This window comes from Nocardia aurantia, assembly GCF_009604425.1.
GTDB lineage: Bacteria > Actinomycetota > Actinomycetes > Mycobacteriales > Mycobacteriaceae > Nocardia > Nocardia aurantia.
This window is the reverse complement of sequence record NZ_WEGI01000005.1, coordinates 247,467-261,798: the sequence shown is the minus strand read 5'-3', so window position 1 is coordinate 261,798 and position 14,332 is coordinate 247,467. Positions and strand designations below refer to the sequence as shown.

The following is a 14,332-nucleotide window of genomic DNA, read 5'->3' as shown; positions in this document are numbered from 1 at the left end:
GAAAGGGCTCTGACGCATGCACCGACTCCGTCACGGCGACACCGGTCCTGCCGTCGCCGAGGTTCGGGGCACTCTGGCAAGCCTAGGCTTCCTGCACTCCCATGCCGCCGGCGCCGATGGCCACGGTGAGTACTGGAAGGACGCCGACGCCGGCTTCGACGAGAATCTCGACTCGGCGGTGCGGGCCTTCCAGCAGCACCGCGGTCTACTCGTCGATGGTGTCGTCGGCCCGGCGACCTATCGGGCGCTCAAGGAGGCCTCGTACCGGCTGGGCGCGCGCACTCTCATCTATCAGTTGTCCGCGCCGTTGTACGGGGACGATGTAGCCACGCTGCAGCGTCGCCTGCAGGATCTGGGCTTCTACGTCCACCGGGTCGACGGTTACTTCGGCCCGCACACGCACGACGGGCTGACGGCGTTCCAGCGCGAGATCGGGCTGTCCGCCGACGGCATCTGCGGTCCGGACACGCTGCGCGCGCTGGAACTGCTCGGCGCCCGCGTCACCGGCGGCAATCCGCATCGGATCGCCGAGGAGGAAGTGGTGCACCGGGCCGGGCCGCAGCTCAGCGGCAAGCGGATCGTGATCGACCCGGGCCTCGGTGGCCGGGATCACGGCTACGCGGTGCCGACCGAATTCGGTGACGTCTACGAATCGGAGATCCTGTGGGATCTGGCCAGCCGGCTGGAGGGCCGGATGGCCGCCACCGGGATGGAGACGTTCCTGTCCCGGTCGTGGGGCAGCGGTCCCAGCGATGCCGAGCGCGCCGACACCTCCAACACGTTCGACGCCGATCTGATGATCTCGCTGCGCTGCGCGACCAATCCCAGTCCGCTCGCCAACGGCATCGCGAGCTTCCACTTCGGCAACTCGCACGGTTCGGTCTCGATGATCGGACAGGTGCTCGCCGGTTTCATCCAGCGTGAGATCGTGGCCCGAACCTCGTTGCAGGACTGCCGGACCCACGCACGCACCTGGGATCTGCTGCGGCTCACCAAGATGCCGACCGTGCAGGTCGACATCGGTTATCTCACCAACGAATACGACGCCGCGGTGCTGACCAACCCGCGGATGCGCGACGTCATCGCGGAGGCGATCCTCGTCTCGGTGAAGCGGCTGTACCTGCTCGGCCAGGACGACCAGCCCACCGGCACATACACCTTCGCCGAACTGCTGGCCGAGGAACTGGCCGCCGCCGAACGAATCTGACGACGGCCGGGCGGCGGCCTTCCGCCCGGGCCCGCCGATCTCCGCCGGAACGAAAACGCCCCCATCCGTATCGGTTGGGGGCGTTTCTCGTCCGGAGTGCTAGACGCGCAGCGGGGGGCCCGCGCCGATCCGGGTCGGCGCGGTCATCGAGGCGGCGGCCAGCAGTTGGTCCAGCGCCCGCTCGACGTCCTCCTTCCACAGATGGTCGCTGTCGAGCTCCATCCGCAGCCGGGGGAACCGGTGGTGCGGCGCCACGACCTCGAAACCGACATCCTCCAGGAAGTCGGCGGCGATCATGCAACTCTCGGGGGCGCACCCGCCGTTGGCCGACCGATGCTTGGACGCCGGTGGCGCGAATCCGGTCGGCGGGGTGTCGATCCGTTCCATCAGCAGCATCGACCTGTCGGCCCGCGCCGACAGGGTCACCGCGGTCGGATCCTGGCGGATGCCGAATGCCTCGATGGCTCGCACGCCACGCCGCATCAGATCGGCCACCACGGCCTTGATGAGGCGCTCGGCTATCTCGTCCGCCTGGTGGGGGAGTTCGGCCCGCAGCGTGGTCAGCAGGACCGCATCCGGGCTCACCGGTGAGGTGGGGAACAGGGCAGCGCGCGGCACCACGCTCGGCGGCGAGTAGAGCGCGCAGCCGGCGGGCTGTCCGTCGACGAGGGCCACCTGTCCGCAGGAACCCCATTCCAGCATGACCGTCGACAGCCATGCTTCCTTCTCGAAGACCGGATCGCTGAATCCGCGAGAGTCCTCCGCTACGGCGGGGTCGATCTCCCAGAACACACACCGCCGGGCATGTGTCGGAAGTTTGTCGAGTCCGCCGAGGGTTAGTGCGGTCACGCTGGTCGACACCGCTCTGCTCAGCCTCCAGCTGTCCGATTCATCCACACTCACGCTTCCCGCCAGCAAGAATATGCGATCAAACCCAAGACGCCTCATTTCCATCGCTGTCTGTGACGACGGCAACCCGAGACACCCCACCCCGCGTCGGAGTGATACCCGAACGGAATCGTCACAGTGACGTTTCAATGCCAGGGCCGAGTATCTCGCGTGCACGCGCCTTTTTCGGGTCTATCGATCGGTTACTGAAGCTCGGCCTGTTCCATCAGGCCGACGATGCGTTCCAGATCCGAGACGTCGCCGAATTCGACGACGATGCGTCCCTTCTTCTTTCCCATCGTCACCGTCACGCGGGTGTCGAAGGAATTCGCCAGTCGCTCCGCAACCTTGTCGAGCCCGGGTGCATGGATCGGCTTCCGCTTGGGTGCGGGGCCGGCATCCGGTTCGGGGTAGCGGTTGGCGAGGGTCACCGCCTCCTCGGTGGCTCGGACCGACAGGCCCTCGGCCACGATCCGCTCGGCCAGCTTCTCCTGCGCCCCGGCGCCCGCCTCCAGTCCGAGCAGTGCTCGGGCATGACCGGCGGACAGCACGCCGGCGGCGACCCGCCGCTGCACCGGAATGGGCAGCTTCAGCAGGCGGATCATATTGGTCACGACGGGCCGGGACCGGCCGATCCGATTGGCCAGCTCCTCGTGTGTGACTCCGAACTCCTCGAGCAACTGCGAGTACGCGGCCGCCTCTTCGAGCGGATTGAGTTGCACCCGATGGATGTTCTCCAGCAGGGCATCGCGGAGCATCGACTCGTCCGCGGTCTCCCGGACGATCGCCGGAATCGTGCTCAGGCCGGCGGATTGGCAAGCGCGCCAGCGCCGCTCACCCATGACGATCTGATAGCGCGGCGGCGCCGATCCTTCGACCCGGCGCACCACGATCGGCTGCATCAGACCGAATTCACGGATGGAGTGGATCAGCTCGTCCAGGGCTTCCTGTTCGAAGACCTGGCGGGGCTGGCGGGGGTTCGGCTCGATATCGTCCGGCGAGATCTCCCGATAGACCGCCCCGGCCTCCGATTCCACCGGATCGGGCACCCGGTGCAGATAAGCCGACGCGGGATGCGGACCTATCGGATCGAGTCCGATCACGGTATTCGCCGCCGCATTTCCGAGGCCCTGTACCTCGGCGGGACCCGTCGGGATCAGCGAGGCCAATCCTCGTCCCAGACCACCCTTTTTCGCCCCACTCATCGGCCTACCGACCCCTTTCCCAGAAATACCACCACGCCACGCACTATCAACGCACGACTGCCCGCGACGCGATTTCGCGACCGGCGTCCAGATAGCTCATCGCACCGCGGGAACCCGGATCGTAATCCAGGACGGTCATGCCGAATCCCGGTGCCTCCGAAACCTTCACGCTGCGCGGAATCACCGAGCGGAGCACCACGTCGCCGAAATGCCCGCGCACTTCGTCGGCAACCTGGTCGGCAAGCTTCGTGCGGCCGTCGTACATCGTGAGAATCACGGTGGAGACGTGCAATTCGGGATTCAGATGCGCCTGCACCAGACCGATGTTGCGGAGCAGCTGTCCCACACCCTCCAGCGCGTAGTACTCGCACTGGATCGGGATCAGCACCTCCTTCGCGGCCACCATCGCGTTGACCGTCAGCAGGCCGAGCGAGGGCGGGCAATCGATCATGACGTAGTCGATGTCGTAGCCGGCCAGATTGGCTTCCTGGATGGCGGACTTGAGACGTCCCTCGCGCGCCACCATCGAGACGAGTTCGATCTCCGCACCCGCCAGGTCGATGGTCGCCGGAATGCACAGCAGCCGTTCGTTGTGCGGACTCTGCTGGATCGCGTCCTGCACCGGGATCTCCCCGATGAGGAGTTCGTAGCTGGAGGGCACGCCGGAATGATGCTCGACACCCAGCGCGGTGCTGGCGTTGCCCTGCGGATCGAGGTCGATGACGAGGACGGTCATTCCCTGCAGGGCGAGTGCCGCCGCGAGATTGACGGTCGTGGTGGTCTTTCCGACGCCCCCCTTTTGATTGGCGATGGTGATGATGCGTTGTTCGCGAGGCTTGGGGATCGTCATGGAACCAGGATGCAGCACCTGGCTGGCACGTTCCGCCTCGACGGCGATGGGGGTATCAGCGGCGGAAATGTTCCCGAAGGAGGTTCGATTGAGCTCGTCCAACTCGTAGGTGCTCCCTTCCAGCATTCCAGGCACCCGCGATGTTGTTTCCCGTGAAACATTCGCTGGACCGTTCGACATACCCAGGCTCCTAACCGAAGAACTTCAAGACGCGTGTCGGCCGCAGCGCCAGTGCCACATCGCTCCAGGAGCCGTGAGGGACTCTGCTGAGCAAGGCGCGGACGTAATCCGCTCTGCCCGAATCTCGTCGGAGCCTGTCTGAACCAGTCCGGCGAGCGGTTTCGGACACTGCGAGGATGCGCTCACGCTCGACGATACTTAGCTTGCCAGTACCGGACACAATACGGAAGTTGAACCGCAGCAATCCCGTTGCGACACGCACAGAATCGCGCGACTCGCCGAGCGCGGCGATGTTTCACATGAAACATCGCCCCGCCGAGCGCGGTTCAGCGCCGGTTCCGCCCGCGCTTTCCACCCGCCGACCGCACGGGCCGGGGGAGTCGTTCGACGCTCACGACAACCGTTGGCGGATCGACGATTCCGGCGCCACACTCCAGCACCTCGGTCGCGCCGCCGCCCAGTCGAGTCAGTTCCGCCCGATCGCGCTCGATCTCCTCCGCGGCGCTCGACCCCTTCAACGCGAGCATCCGGCCGTGGTCGCGCACGAGAGGAAGCGACCAACGCGCCAGCTTTCCCAGCGGTGCGACCGCGCGGGAGGTCACCACATCCGCCCCGCCGGCGGCCGCCAGTACGGCAGCCTCCTCCGCTCGGCCGCGCAGCACCGCGACCGGAATGCCGGCCGATTCGATGAACTCCGTCAGGAAGACCGTCCGGCGCAACAGCGGTTCCACCAAGGTGATCCGAAGATCCGGTCGCGCGAGGGCGAGCGGAATGCCGGGCAGGCCGGCGCCGCTACCGATGTCCACGACGGTCGCCGCATCGGGGATCAGCTCGCCGAGTACCGCGCAGTTGAGGATGTGCCGATCCCACAGTCGCGGTACCTCCCGGGGGCCGATCAGTCCGCGCTCGACACCGGCCGTCGACAGCAACTCCCAATACCGGCGCGCCAACGGCAGTCGATCGCCGAACACCCGGGCGGCGACCGCCGGCGGTTCCGATGTCACAGTGACGTTCGGCTCCGGACGATCGGTATCCCCGGCCGCGGCGGGGGATTGGTCCCGGCCTCGTTCCACGTGAAACATCCTTCCCTCTGGATCCCGCAGGTATCTCGGACAAGAGTAGGGCCCCCGGTTCGATGAACCGGGGGCCCGATGAGCGACACGTCGATCAGCTCGGCAGAACCACCACATAGCGATTGGGCTCGGCGCCCTCGCTCTCGCTGGTGACCCCGTCCACCGACGACACCGCATCGTGCACGATCTTGCGCTCGAAGGGAGTCATGGGCGGCAGCGATTCCGGCTCACCGGAGGAGAGCACCCGCTGCGCCGCCTCGGAGCCGAGCGTGCTCAAGTCCGTGCGTCGCTTGGCCCGCCAGCCCGCCACGTCGAGCATCAGGCGGCTGCGCACGCCCGTCGCCTGCTGCACCGCCAACCGGGTCAGCTCCTGGAGCGCGTCGAGCACCTCACCGCGCCGACCGACCAGCTTCGACAGATCGCGGCCACCGTCGATGCTTACGACGGCCCGATCGCCCTCCACGTCCAGGTCGATGTCACCGTCGAAGTCGAGCACATCCAGCAGTTGCTCGAGATAGTCGCCGGCGATCTCGCCCTCCTCGATCAGCGCCTCCTCGCTGTCGTTCACATCGTCGCCGACCGCATCCAGTTCGGTCTGCGCCGGGTCCGCCGTCGAGGTGTCCAGAGCCACCGTCGCGTCCCCTCCGTCGGTCTCAACAGTCATGTGTCGTTTCCTTCATCTGCATCATTCGTCGAATCCGGTGCCGGACCCCGCCGGTACCGGGATGCCCGTATCAAATGGGGTCTCAGCGGCGCTTCTTTTGATTCGGCCGACCACGATTCCCGGACCGCTTCCGGTTGCCCTGGCCCGGCCGGCCGGACGACGCGCCCGCCTTCCCCGACGACTTTGCGGCGGAACCGTTCTGCGAGGCGGTCGGCGTGGTGTCCTTCGGCCGACCGTTGCGGGTGGCGGTGTCACTCTCTACCGGAGCATCGACGACGGGGGCATCCACGGCGGTGGCCTTCTTCTTCGGATCGACCGGCTTGGCGCCGGGCTTCGGCGCGTTCTGTGCGCGGCGATCCAGGGCCTCCTGCTTCTTCGCCTGTTCTTCCTTATCGATCCGGCCGAAGACCAGGTGCTGCTGCCCGTAGGTCCAGATGTTGTTGGAGACCCAGTAGAGCAGGATCGCGATCGGCAGGAACGGGCCACCGACCATGACGCCGAGCGGGAACACGTAGAGCGCGAGCTTGTTCATCATCGCGGCCTGCGGGTTGGCCGCCGCCGCTTCGGTCTGCCGGGCCACGGAGGCGCGAGCATTGAAGTGGGTGGCGAGGCCGGCGATGATCATCAGCGGGATCGCCACCGCGGCCATGTTCACGATGTGCGGGATGCCGCCGTAATCGGCAAACGCCTCCAGCTGAGACTTCGGGGTCGTGATCGCGGCCGAGATGGGCGCCCCGAAGATGCGGGCCCGCAGGAACGACTGCACGTCGTCGGCGTTGAAGACGTAGTTGGCGGTGTGCGCGTTCTGGTATGCGCTCATAGCAGGAGTCTTGCCGAAGCCGGCGAAGCCGGAGCTGCCGCCGACTCGGTTGAACGATCGCAGGACGTGATACAGACCGATGAAGACCGGCACCTGGGCCAGCACCGGCAGACAGCCCATCAGCGGATTGAAGCCGTGGTCCTTCTGCAGCTTCTGCATCTCGACCGCCATCTTCTGGCGGTCGTTCTTGTACTTCGCCTGCAGCGCCTTGATCTGCGGCTGTAGCTCCTGCATCTGCCGGGTGGTCCGGACCTGCTTCACGAACGGCTTGTAGAGAACCAGCCGCAGCGTGAAGACCAGGAATACCACGGCAAGGGCCCAGGCGAGCCCGCTGTCCTTGCCGAAAGCAAACCCGAAGACTCGGTGCCAGAACCACAAGATCCAGGACACCGGATAGTAGATGAAGTCGAGCACGGCTCTATGTACTCCCGTCGGTCGTATCGCCGGTCACCGCGTGCGGCGACCTATTCCAAGGCTTGTCATCGGCCGACTGGTCCTCGGCCGGAATACTGACGGCCGCATCCGCAACCGGGGCGGCCGCGTGGTGCCGCTTCGACTCCGGAACGGGGTCCCACCCACCAGGGTGCCAGGGTGCGCATTTGGCCAATCGGACGGCCGTCAATCCGAGGCCGACGAACAGCCCTCGGGTGCGCAGCGCGGTCACCGCGTACTCGCTACAGGTGGGGGTGAACCGGCACACCGGCATGCGAGTGGGGGAGACGTAGGTCCGGTACAGCTCGATGAGAAAGATCAGCAGATTCACGGGCAGCCGGGCCACCGTACGGAATCCGATCATGACGGCTTGTCTTCGGCAGCCGTGTCTCTGACGGTCATACTTCGAGTGTCACGTGACATCCGGGATCCGTCACCCGACATCGATGTTTCACGTGAATCATGGTTTTCCCGCGGCCGGCCCTCGGCCATCCCGGGCGACAGCCGTCGCAGCGCACCTCGCACCTGCCGTTCGAGTTCGGCGGACGAGGCGCCGGCGGCGCCGGGTAGCGCACGGATGACGACGTCCGCCTCATCGGGCAGCTCAGCTATCAAACCGGCGCACATATGACGCAGGCGGCGGGCCACACGGTGTCGTATCACCGCGGTGCCCACCGCCTTGCTGACGATCAATCCGAAACGCGGCCCCCCGACCCGGATAGCCGGATGCCGCTCGTCCCCGGACACGGCCGGGGACGGCTGCAGTAGATGCACGACGACATCACGCCTCCCGACTCGTCGGCCACTGCGCACCGTCCGGGAGAAATCAGCACGATGATGCAGCCGATACGGCTCAGGCAACACCCGAGTGTCCGAGCGCGTAACGGGCGGAGGGAGGCAGTGGACCGTACGGCGGACGGGGCATGACGCCGGTGCCGACGGATCAGGCCGTGAGCTTGGCGCGGCCCTTGCCGCGGCGCGCCGAGACGATGGCGCGGCCCGCACGGGTGCGCATCCGGAGACGGAATCCGTGAACCCGCGCACGACGACGGTTGTTCGGCTGGAACGTCCGCTTGCCCTTGGCCACGGTCAACACTCCTCGAGTCGGTGGATGCCGTTTCGAGGCACCCGTAGCTGTTCGGTGAAACTAGGTATTCGCGACGGAGAGCGACGCCGACTCGTCGGCACGCCTTCAGCGCAACGCCCATCGCGACCCGGGCAGCAAGCAGCCGCCACCTCGTCAATGGGTGACTGTACGAGAGTACTGATCGGCTGCGGCAGGGTCAAACCCGGGGTCCTCCGACACGCCGCCCCGGCATCGCCGGGAATGGTTGCCGTCACCGCCGAAACCGGCCCCTACGTGCCGCGACACGGCGCCGATACCGGTCCCTTGCCACCGGTTCCGACCCCGGTTACTGTGCGTAGCCAGTAGTTAGCTGAATGATCGCCGGACGGGCTGCGGAGTGACGATCTCCAGCCGCGCAACTCACACCACTGTGGTTCTCCACATCTGTGGATAATTGTGTGGAAATACCCCCGGAGTGGCATATTCGTACCAGCCACCAGCCCACCGGACGGCTCGTCGCCGATCAGCGCCGACGCCCGTGCTGCTTCGGACACAGGCGTGGCACCGTCTGCTCCTATCGATCTACCTTGCGGGGAGGAAACATACGTGGACGACGAGCAGAACGTGTTGACCGCCGTCTGGCCCGAGGTGGTGGCCGAACTCACCACCGGCTCCGCCGACGGGGCCATCCCGGCGGTGAGCAACGCCCAGAAGGCGTGGTTGGGCCTGGTCAGGCCGCTGACCGTGGCCCAGGGCTTCGCGCTGCTGTCGGTGCCGTCGTCCCTGGCCCAGGAGGCCATCGAACGCGATCTGCGCGAACCGATCCTGCGCTCGCTGGCCCGCCGGCTCGGCCCCCAGGTGGAGGGACTGGGGGTCCGGATCGCCGCTCCGGCCAACCCGCCGGTCGACCGGCCGGCCGCCTCGCCGCGCCACGCCCGGCTCACCTCCCGGCCGGAACGCCCCCGCGAGGCCCCGCGCGAACCGGTGGGTTACCCGGTCGCCCCCGACTACTCCGCACCGGCGGACTATCCACCGCCGCGCTATCTCACCCCCGGTGACTACCCCGCGCGGCCCGACTATCCCCAGCCCGCGTTCCCGCCGCAACCGATGGCCGGAGAATTGCCGGACGATGACGAGGGCGGGTCCATGCGGCCCGCCCGTCGTGACCTGGACCTACCCCCGATGCGCGCCGCCACGGAGGCCGCCCGGCAGGAGTCGTTGTTCGCGCCGGAACCGGCGCCGCCGGCCCAGGCGGTACCGCCCACCCGGCGCCCGGTCGAGGACCACGCCGAGGACGACGAGCCGGTCGTGAATGTCCGCAACTCGTGGCCGACCTACTTCAACAAGCCGCCGGAGCCGCCGCAGCAGGCGGCCGCGCCGTCGGCGGCGAGTTTGAACGCCAAGTACACCTTCGAGACCTTCGTCATCGGGGCCTCCAACCGCTTCGCGCACGCGGCCGCGGTTGCCATCGCGGAGGCGCCGGCGCGCGCGTACAACCCGCTGTTCGTCTGGGGCGCTTCGGGTTTGGGGAAAACCCACTTGTTACACGCGGCCGGTCACTACGCCCAGCGACTGTTCCCGGGGATGCGGGTCAAGTACGTGTCCACCGAGGAGTTCACCAACGACTTCATCAACAGCCTCCGCGACGACCGCAAGGTCGCGTTCAAGCGCCGCTACCGCGAGACCGACATCCTGCTGGTCGACGACATCCAGTTCATCGAGGGCAAGGAAGGCATCCAGGAGGAGTTCTTCCACACCTTCAACACCCTGCACAACGCGAACAAGCAGATCGTGGTCTCCTCGGATCGGCCGCCCAAACAGCTCGCGACGCTGGAGGAGCGGTTACGCACCCGCTTCGAATGGGGGCTGATCACCGATGTGCAGCCGCCGGAGCTCGAGACCCGGATCGCCATCCTGCGCAAGAAGGCCCGGATGGACCGGCTGGACGTACCGCACGACGTGCTCGAACTCATCGCCAGCCGGGTCGAGCGCAATATCCGGGAGCTGGAGGGCGCGCTCATCCGCGTCACCGCCTTCGCCTCACTGAACGGCCAGCCGCTGGACCTGTCCCTGGCGGAGGTGGTGCTGCGGGATCTGATGCCGGACACCGCCACGCTGGAGATCACCGCGTCGACGATCATGGCCGTCACCGCCGAGTACTTCAACACCACGCTCGAGGAGCTGACCGGGCCGGGCAAGGCGCGGCCGCTGGCCCAGGCGCGCCAGATCGCGATGTACCTGTGCCGGGAGCTCACCGATCTGTCGCTCCCGAAGATCGGCCAGGCGTTCGGCCGCGACCACACCACGGTGATGTACGCGGAGAAGAAGGTGCGCAAGGAGATGACCGAACGGCGCCGGGTGTACGACCAGGTTCAGGAACTCACAGCCCGAATCAAACAGCGCTCCCGCTGATCGCTGTCCACAAGCCGATCCCCCCGGTTGACCTGGGGGGATCGGCTTTTTCGTGGTGTGGACTCCTCGAGGAATTCTTGTGGAGTCCTCGAGGAGAACCGTTGTTGTGCACCGGTTTCCCACAGGTCTGCGCACAGGGCGCGCGCGGCTTTGCTCACAGGTGGTGATCCACAGTTCCCACAGGCGATTTCATCCACGGGGGCTGAGCTGCGACGACGGCCGATTCGGCCTGTGGATTCCTCGAGGAGTCCCCGTGGAGTCCTCGAGGAATCCCCTGGTTGTGCACCTGATTACGCACAGTGTGTACAACAGGCCCGTTTTCCCTGGAGAACTCGAGGATGGCTCGAGGATGAGCGTGGGACAGTTTCGCGGCGTCCACAGCGGCTCCCCGTTCATCCTCGAGACATCCGCCGGACATCCCCATGCCGCCACACGTTCCCACCTGCGGATATGGCCGAAGTCCACAGAATCCACAGTGCCTACTACTACTTCAGTTCTCTTCCTTGAATAACTTCTTCTAAAACAGGGTGTGTGGAAACTCGGGTCGGGGAGTGAGCGGCCGGACCCAGCCGAGACGAGTCGGCGAACGATCGGCAAGGAGGACAGCGAACCCCCAGCGCGGCGGCGAGCGGACCCACGCCGCGATGCGCACAGCAGGGGCCGCGCGACGGCGAACGGGCCGACTGCAAGGCGGACGTCCGATATACGAGTCGCTCTCGTCCGGTGCCCGAATGCGCCGCGCCGGACGGAGGGGTGCCGTAGCCATGGCGGTCGGTCCCGAGTACGGTTTGGTGTCGGTCGCCTGTGCCACACTCCGTGGGGGACGTCGTCGGCGGCCGATTCAGCACCGATGCTCGAGCCGGCAGCCGTTTTCGACGAGCCGAACTGATCACGACCTTTATCGAGACTGGAGAGGACAGACCGGGCGATGGAGCTTGCAAGCATGAAGTTTCGGGTCGCTCGCGAGGATTTCGCGGAATCCGTCGCCTGGGTGGCCCGTAGCCTGCCGTCGCGCCCGCCGGTGCCCGTACTCGGTGGCGTCCTGCTGGTGGCCGACGAGGGGGGCCTGACGGTCTCCGGATTCGATTACGAGGTCTCCGCGCAGATGCGAGTCGCCGCCGAGGTCGCCGGGCCCGGGCAGGTGCTGGTCTCCGGCCGTCTGCTGGCCGACATCACCAAGGCGCTGCCGAACAAACCCGTCGACGTCTCCGTGGACGGCACCCGCGTGCTGATCGCCTGCGGCAGTGCGAAGTTCTCGCTGCCGACCATGCCGGTCGAGGATTATCCCCAGCTGCCGGAGCTGCCGCCGCAGACCGGTGAGCTCGGTGTGGATGTGTTCTCCCAGGCGGTCGGCCAGGTCGCCGTCGCCGCCGGCCGCGACGACACGCTCCCCATGCTCACCGGCATCCGGGTCGAGATCTCCGGCTCGCAGATCGTGCTCGCGGCCACCGACCGATTCCGGCTCGCGGTGCGGCATCTGGAGTGGCAGCCCGGCCGTCCCGATGTGGAGACCGCGGTGCTGGTCCCCGCACGCACCCTGTCCGAGTCCGCCAAGACGCTCGGCGCCTCCGACGTCCCGGTGCAGCTGGCGTTCGGCACCGGAACCGACGGCCTGCTCGGCATCGTCAACGGTGGCCGCCGCACCACCACCCGCCTGCTCGACGCGGAATTCCCCAAGTTCCGCCAATTGCTCCCCAAAGAGCACACCTCGATCGCGACGCTCCAGGTGAGCGCGCTGATCGAGGCGATCAAACGTGTGGCCCTGGTCGCCGAGCGCGGCGCTCAGGTCCGGCTGGAGTTCTCCGAGCAGGGCCTGCGACTCACCGCCGGCGGCGACGACGCGGGTCGCGCCGAGGAATGGCTCGAGGCCGAGTTCCAGGGTGAAGCGCTGACCATCGCGTTCAACCCCGGCTACCTCAATGACGGCCTGGCGGCCCTGCATTCGGACCGGGTGACCTTCGGATTCACCACTCCCAGCAGGCCTGCGGTAATGTGCCCGACGGCCGAGGAAGATCCGGCGGTTCTCGATTCGGGGGCCTTCGCCGCGCTGGAGAGCAAGTACATCTACCTGCTGATGCCGGTGCGGCTGCCGGGCTGATGCCCGTGGTCTGTGTCCACAGTTGCTCCTCAGTTGTGGACAGTGTTGATAAATCTGTGGATAACTCTCGATCTTCGGGGATCACCCGCCGGTCGGCGAGCTCCGGCGGAAGTTTCGGCAGGGGGTGCGTAGCGTGTACATCCGGTCATTGACGCTGCGCGACTTCCGCTCCTGGGAGCAGGCGGAGCTCGAATTGCCCGCGGGCCGCACGGTTTTCCTGGGCGCCAACGGCAACGGCAAGACCAATCTGATCGAGGCGATCGGCTACCTGTCCACACTCGGTTCACACCGGGTGGCTTCCGAGGCCCCGCTGCTCCGCATCGGCGCGCCCAAGGCCCGGGTCGGCGCGACGGTGGTCAACTCCGGCCGCGAACTACGCATCGACGTGGAACTCAATCAGGGTTCGGCGAACCGGGCGCAGATCAACCGGTCGCCGGTCCGCCGCACCCGGGAGATCCTCGGCATCCTGCCGACGGTGTTGTTCGCTCCGGAGGATCTCGCCCTGGTGCGTGGCGATCCGTCCGAGCGCCGCCGCTTTCTCGACGAGTTGTGCACAGCCCGGTTGCCCCGCCTGGCCGGGGTGCGCGCCGACTACGACCGGGTGCTGCGACAGCGGTCGGCGCTGTTGAAGACGGCCGGTAAGCAGGCCCGATCACGGTCCGCCGGTACCGAATTGAGCACGCTGGACGTGTGGGACGGGCATCTGGCCGTCCACGGCGCGGAACTGCTCGCCCAGCGGTTGTCGCTGGTGCACGAGCTGTCCCCGTACCTGGTCGCGGCGTACCGGTCGATCGCCCCCGAATCGCGGCCGGCGGCCATCGGTTATCGCAGCGGATACCTGCCCCCGGAGTATCCGGATCCCGGACGCACCCCCGGCCCGGGCGACGCCGAACAGCTGCAGGCGGTGCTGCTGCGCGAACTCACGGCCGCGCGCCCGAAGGAACTCGAGCGCGGCGTCTGCCTGGTCGGCCCGCATCGTGACGATCTGGACCTGATGCTGGGTTCCGCGCCGGCCAAGGGGTTCGCCAGCCACGGCGAATCCTGGTCCTTCGCGCTGGCGCTGCGGCTGGCGGCCTTCGAACTGCTGCGCAGTACCGGCAGCGATCCGGTACTGCTGCTCGACGACGTGTTCGCCGAACTGGATCGCCGCCGCCGGTCCGCGCTGGCCGCCGTGGCGGCCGGCGCCGAACAGGTCCTCATCACCGCCGCCGTTCCCGAGGACGTCCCGCCCGAACTCGAGGCGGATCCCATCCGGGTGGAGACCGCCGGCGAGGCCGACCGGCGCACCTCCCGGGTGGGTGCCGAACCGCCGGAGCTGTCCGCCGCGGCCGCCGAAGTTGTCCACAGCAACGCCGGTCGGCTGTGAACAACTCCGATCGGCGCTGCCGCACCGGCGTACCGCGACGCACCTCGCGACACCCCCGCCGGGAGATCGAT

At 67.2% G+C, this 14,332-nt stretch carries 12 protein-coding genes and 1 pseudogene; 4 read left to right on the top strand and 9 right to left on the bottom strand.

Features of this window, described 5'->3' with window-relative positions:
• The first annotated feature begins 16 nt into the window (after positions 1-16).
• Entirely contained in the window at positions 17-1,207 is a 1,191-nt protein-coding gene (locus tag NRB56_RS12930) for an N-acetylmuramoyl-L-alanine amidase (RefSeq protein WP_153341716.1), read from the top strand.
• Between the two features lie 99 nt (positions 1,208-1,306).
• Here the strand turns inward: NRB56_RS12930 and NRB56_RS12925 are convergent, their stop codons facing one another.
• The 9 genes and pseudogenes from NRB56_RS12925 to rpmH all read right to left on the bottom strand — a co-directional run bounded on the left by NRB56_RS12925 (position 1,307) and on the right by rpmH (position 8,406).
• Positions 1,307-2,068, bottom strand: coding sequence for a GNAT family N-acetyltransferase (locus NRB56_RS12925; RefSeq protein ID WP_319942929.1), 762 nt, complete (start codon positions 2,066-2,068; stop codon positions 1,307-1,309).
• 230 nt (positions 2,069-2,298) lie between these two features.
• A complete protein-coding gene (locus tag NRB56_RS12920) occupies positions 2,299-3,300 on the bottom strand; it encodes a ParB/RepB/Spo0J family partition protein (protein WP_153341714.1) in 1,002 nt (333 codons plus the stop codon).
• A 46-nt stretch (positions 3,301-3,346) separates the two neighbouring features.
• Complete coding sequence (locus NRB56_RS12915) at positions 3,347-4,276, bottom strand: ParA family protein (protein WP_227837620.1); 930 nt, start codon at positions 4,274-4,276, stop codon at positions 3,347-3,349.
• Between the two features lie 380 nt (positions 4,277-4,656).
• Complete coding sequence (rsmG, locus tag NRB56_RS12910; protein ID WP_153341710.1) at positions 4,657-5,412, bottom strand: 16S rRNA (guanine(527)-N(7))-methyltransferase RsmG; 756 nt, start codon at positions 5,410-5,412, stop codon at positions 4,657-4,659.
• Positions 5,413-5,497: 85 nt separating this feature from the next.
• A complete protein-coding gene (locus NRB56_RS12905) occupies positions 5,498-6,067 on the bottom strand; it encodes a Jag family protein (protein ID WP_227837619.1) in 570 nt (189 codons plus the stop codon).
• An 82-nt stretch (positions 6,068-6,149) separates the two neighbouring features.
• Positions 6,150-7,301, bottom strand: coding sequence for a membrane protein insertase YidC (gene yidC / locus NRB56_RS12900; RefSeq protein WP_319942928.1), 1,152 nt, complete (start codon positions 7,299-7,301; stop codon positions 6,150-6,152).
• A 4-nt stretch (positions 7,302-7,305) separates the two neighbouring features.
• Complete coding sequence (yidD, locus tag NRB56_RS12895; RefSeq protein ID WP_153341708.1) at positions 7,306-7,683, bottom strand: membrane protein insertion efficiency factor YidD; 378 nt, start codon at positions 7,681-7,683, stop codon at positions 7,306-7,308.
• Between the two features lie 134 nt (positions 7,684-7,817).
• Positions 7,818-8,183: pseudogene (gene rnpA / locus NRB56_RS12890) on the bottom strand (ribonuclease P protein component); the annotation flags it as partial.
• Between the two features lie 79 nt (positions 8,184-8,262).
• A complete protein-coding gene (gene rpmH, locus NRB56_RS12885) occupies positions 8,263-8,406 on the bottom strand; it encodes a 50S ribosomal protein L34 (RefSeq protein WP_033085250.1) in 144 nt (47 codons plus the stop codon).
• A gap of 585 nt (positions 8,407-8,991) precedes the next feature.
• Between rpmH and dnaA the strand changes: the two genes are divergently transcribed.
• The 3 genes from dnaA (at position 8,992) to recF (ending at position 14,261) form a co-directional block, all read left to right on the top strand.
• Positions 8,992-10,797, top strand: a complete 1,806-nt coding sequence (dnaA, locus tag NRB56_RS12880) for a chromosomal replication initiator protein DnaA (RefSeq protein WP_319942927.1) — start codon at positions 8,992-8,994, stop codon at positions 10,795-10,797.
• A gap of 928 nt (positions 10,798-11,725) precedes the next feature.
• Positions 11,726-12,895 (top strand): DNA polymerase III subunit beta, encoded by a 1,170-nt coding sequence (dnaN, locus tag NRB56_RS12875; RefSeq protein WP_153341702.1) that lies wholly within the window; start codon positions 11,726-11,728, stop codon positions 12,893-12,895.
• A 133-nt stretch (positions 12,896-13,028) separates the two neighbouring features.
• Complete coding sequence (recF, locus tag NRB56_RS12870; RefSeq protein WP_319942926.1) at positions 13,029-14,261, top strand: DNA replication/repair protein RecF; 1,233 nt, start codon at positions 13,029-13,031, stop codon at positions 14,259-14,261.
• Positions 14,262-14,332: the final 71 nt, after the last annotated feature.

Coding starts and splice junctions, on each gene's coding strand:
- NRB56_RS12930 (WP_153341716.1), top strand. CDS start 17: ATGCACCGACTCCGTCACGGCGACACCGGTCCTGCCGTCGCCGAGGTT.
- NRB56_RS12920 (WP_153341714.1), bottom strand. CDS start 3,300: ATGAGTGGGGCGAAAAAGGGTGGTCTGGGACGAGGATTGGCCTCGCTG.
- NRB56_RS12915 (WP_227837620.1), bottom strand. CDS start 4,276: ATGCTGGAAGGGAGCACCTACGAGTTGGACGAGCTCAATCGAACCTCC.
- rsmG (WP_153341710.1), bottom strand. CDS start 5,412: ATGTTTCACGTGGAACGAGGCCGGGACCAATCCCCCGCCGCGGCCGGG.
- NRB56_RS12905 (WP_227837619.1), bottom strand. CDS start 6,067: ATGACTGTTGAGACCGACGGAGGGGACGCGACGGTGGCTCTGGACACC.
- yidD (WP_153341708.1), bottom strand. CDS start 7,683: ATGATCGGATTCCGTACGGTGGCCCGGCTGCCCGTGAATCTGCTGATC.
- dnaN (WP_153341702.1), top strand. CDS start 11,726: ATGGAGCTTGCAAGCATGAAGTTTCGGGTCGCTCGCGAGGATTTCGCG.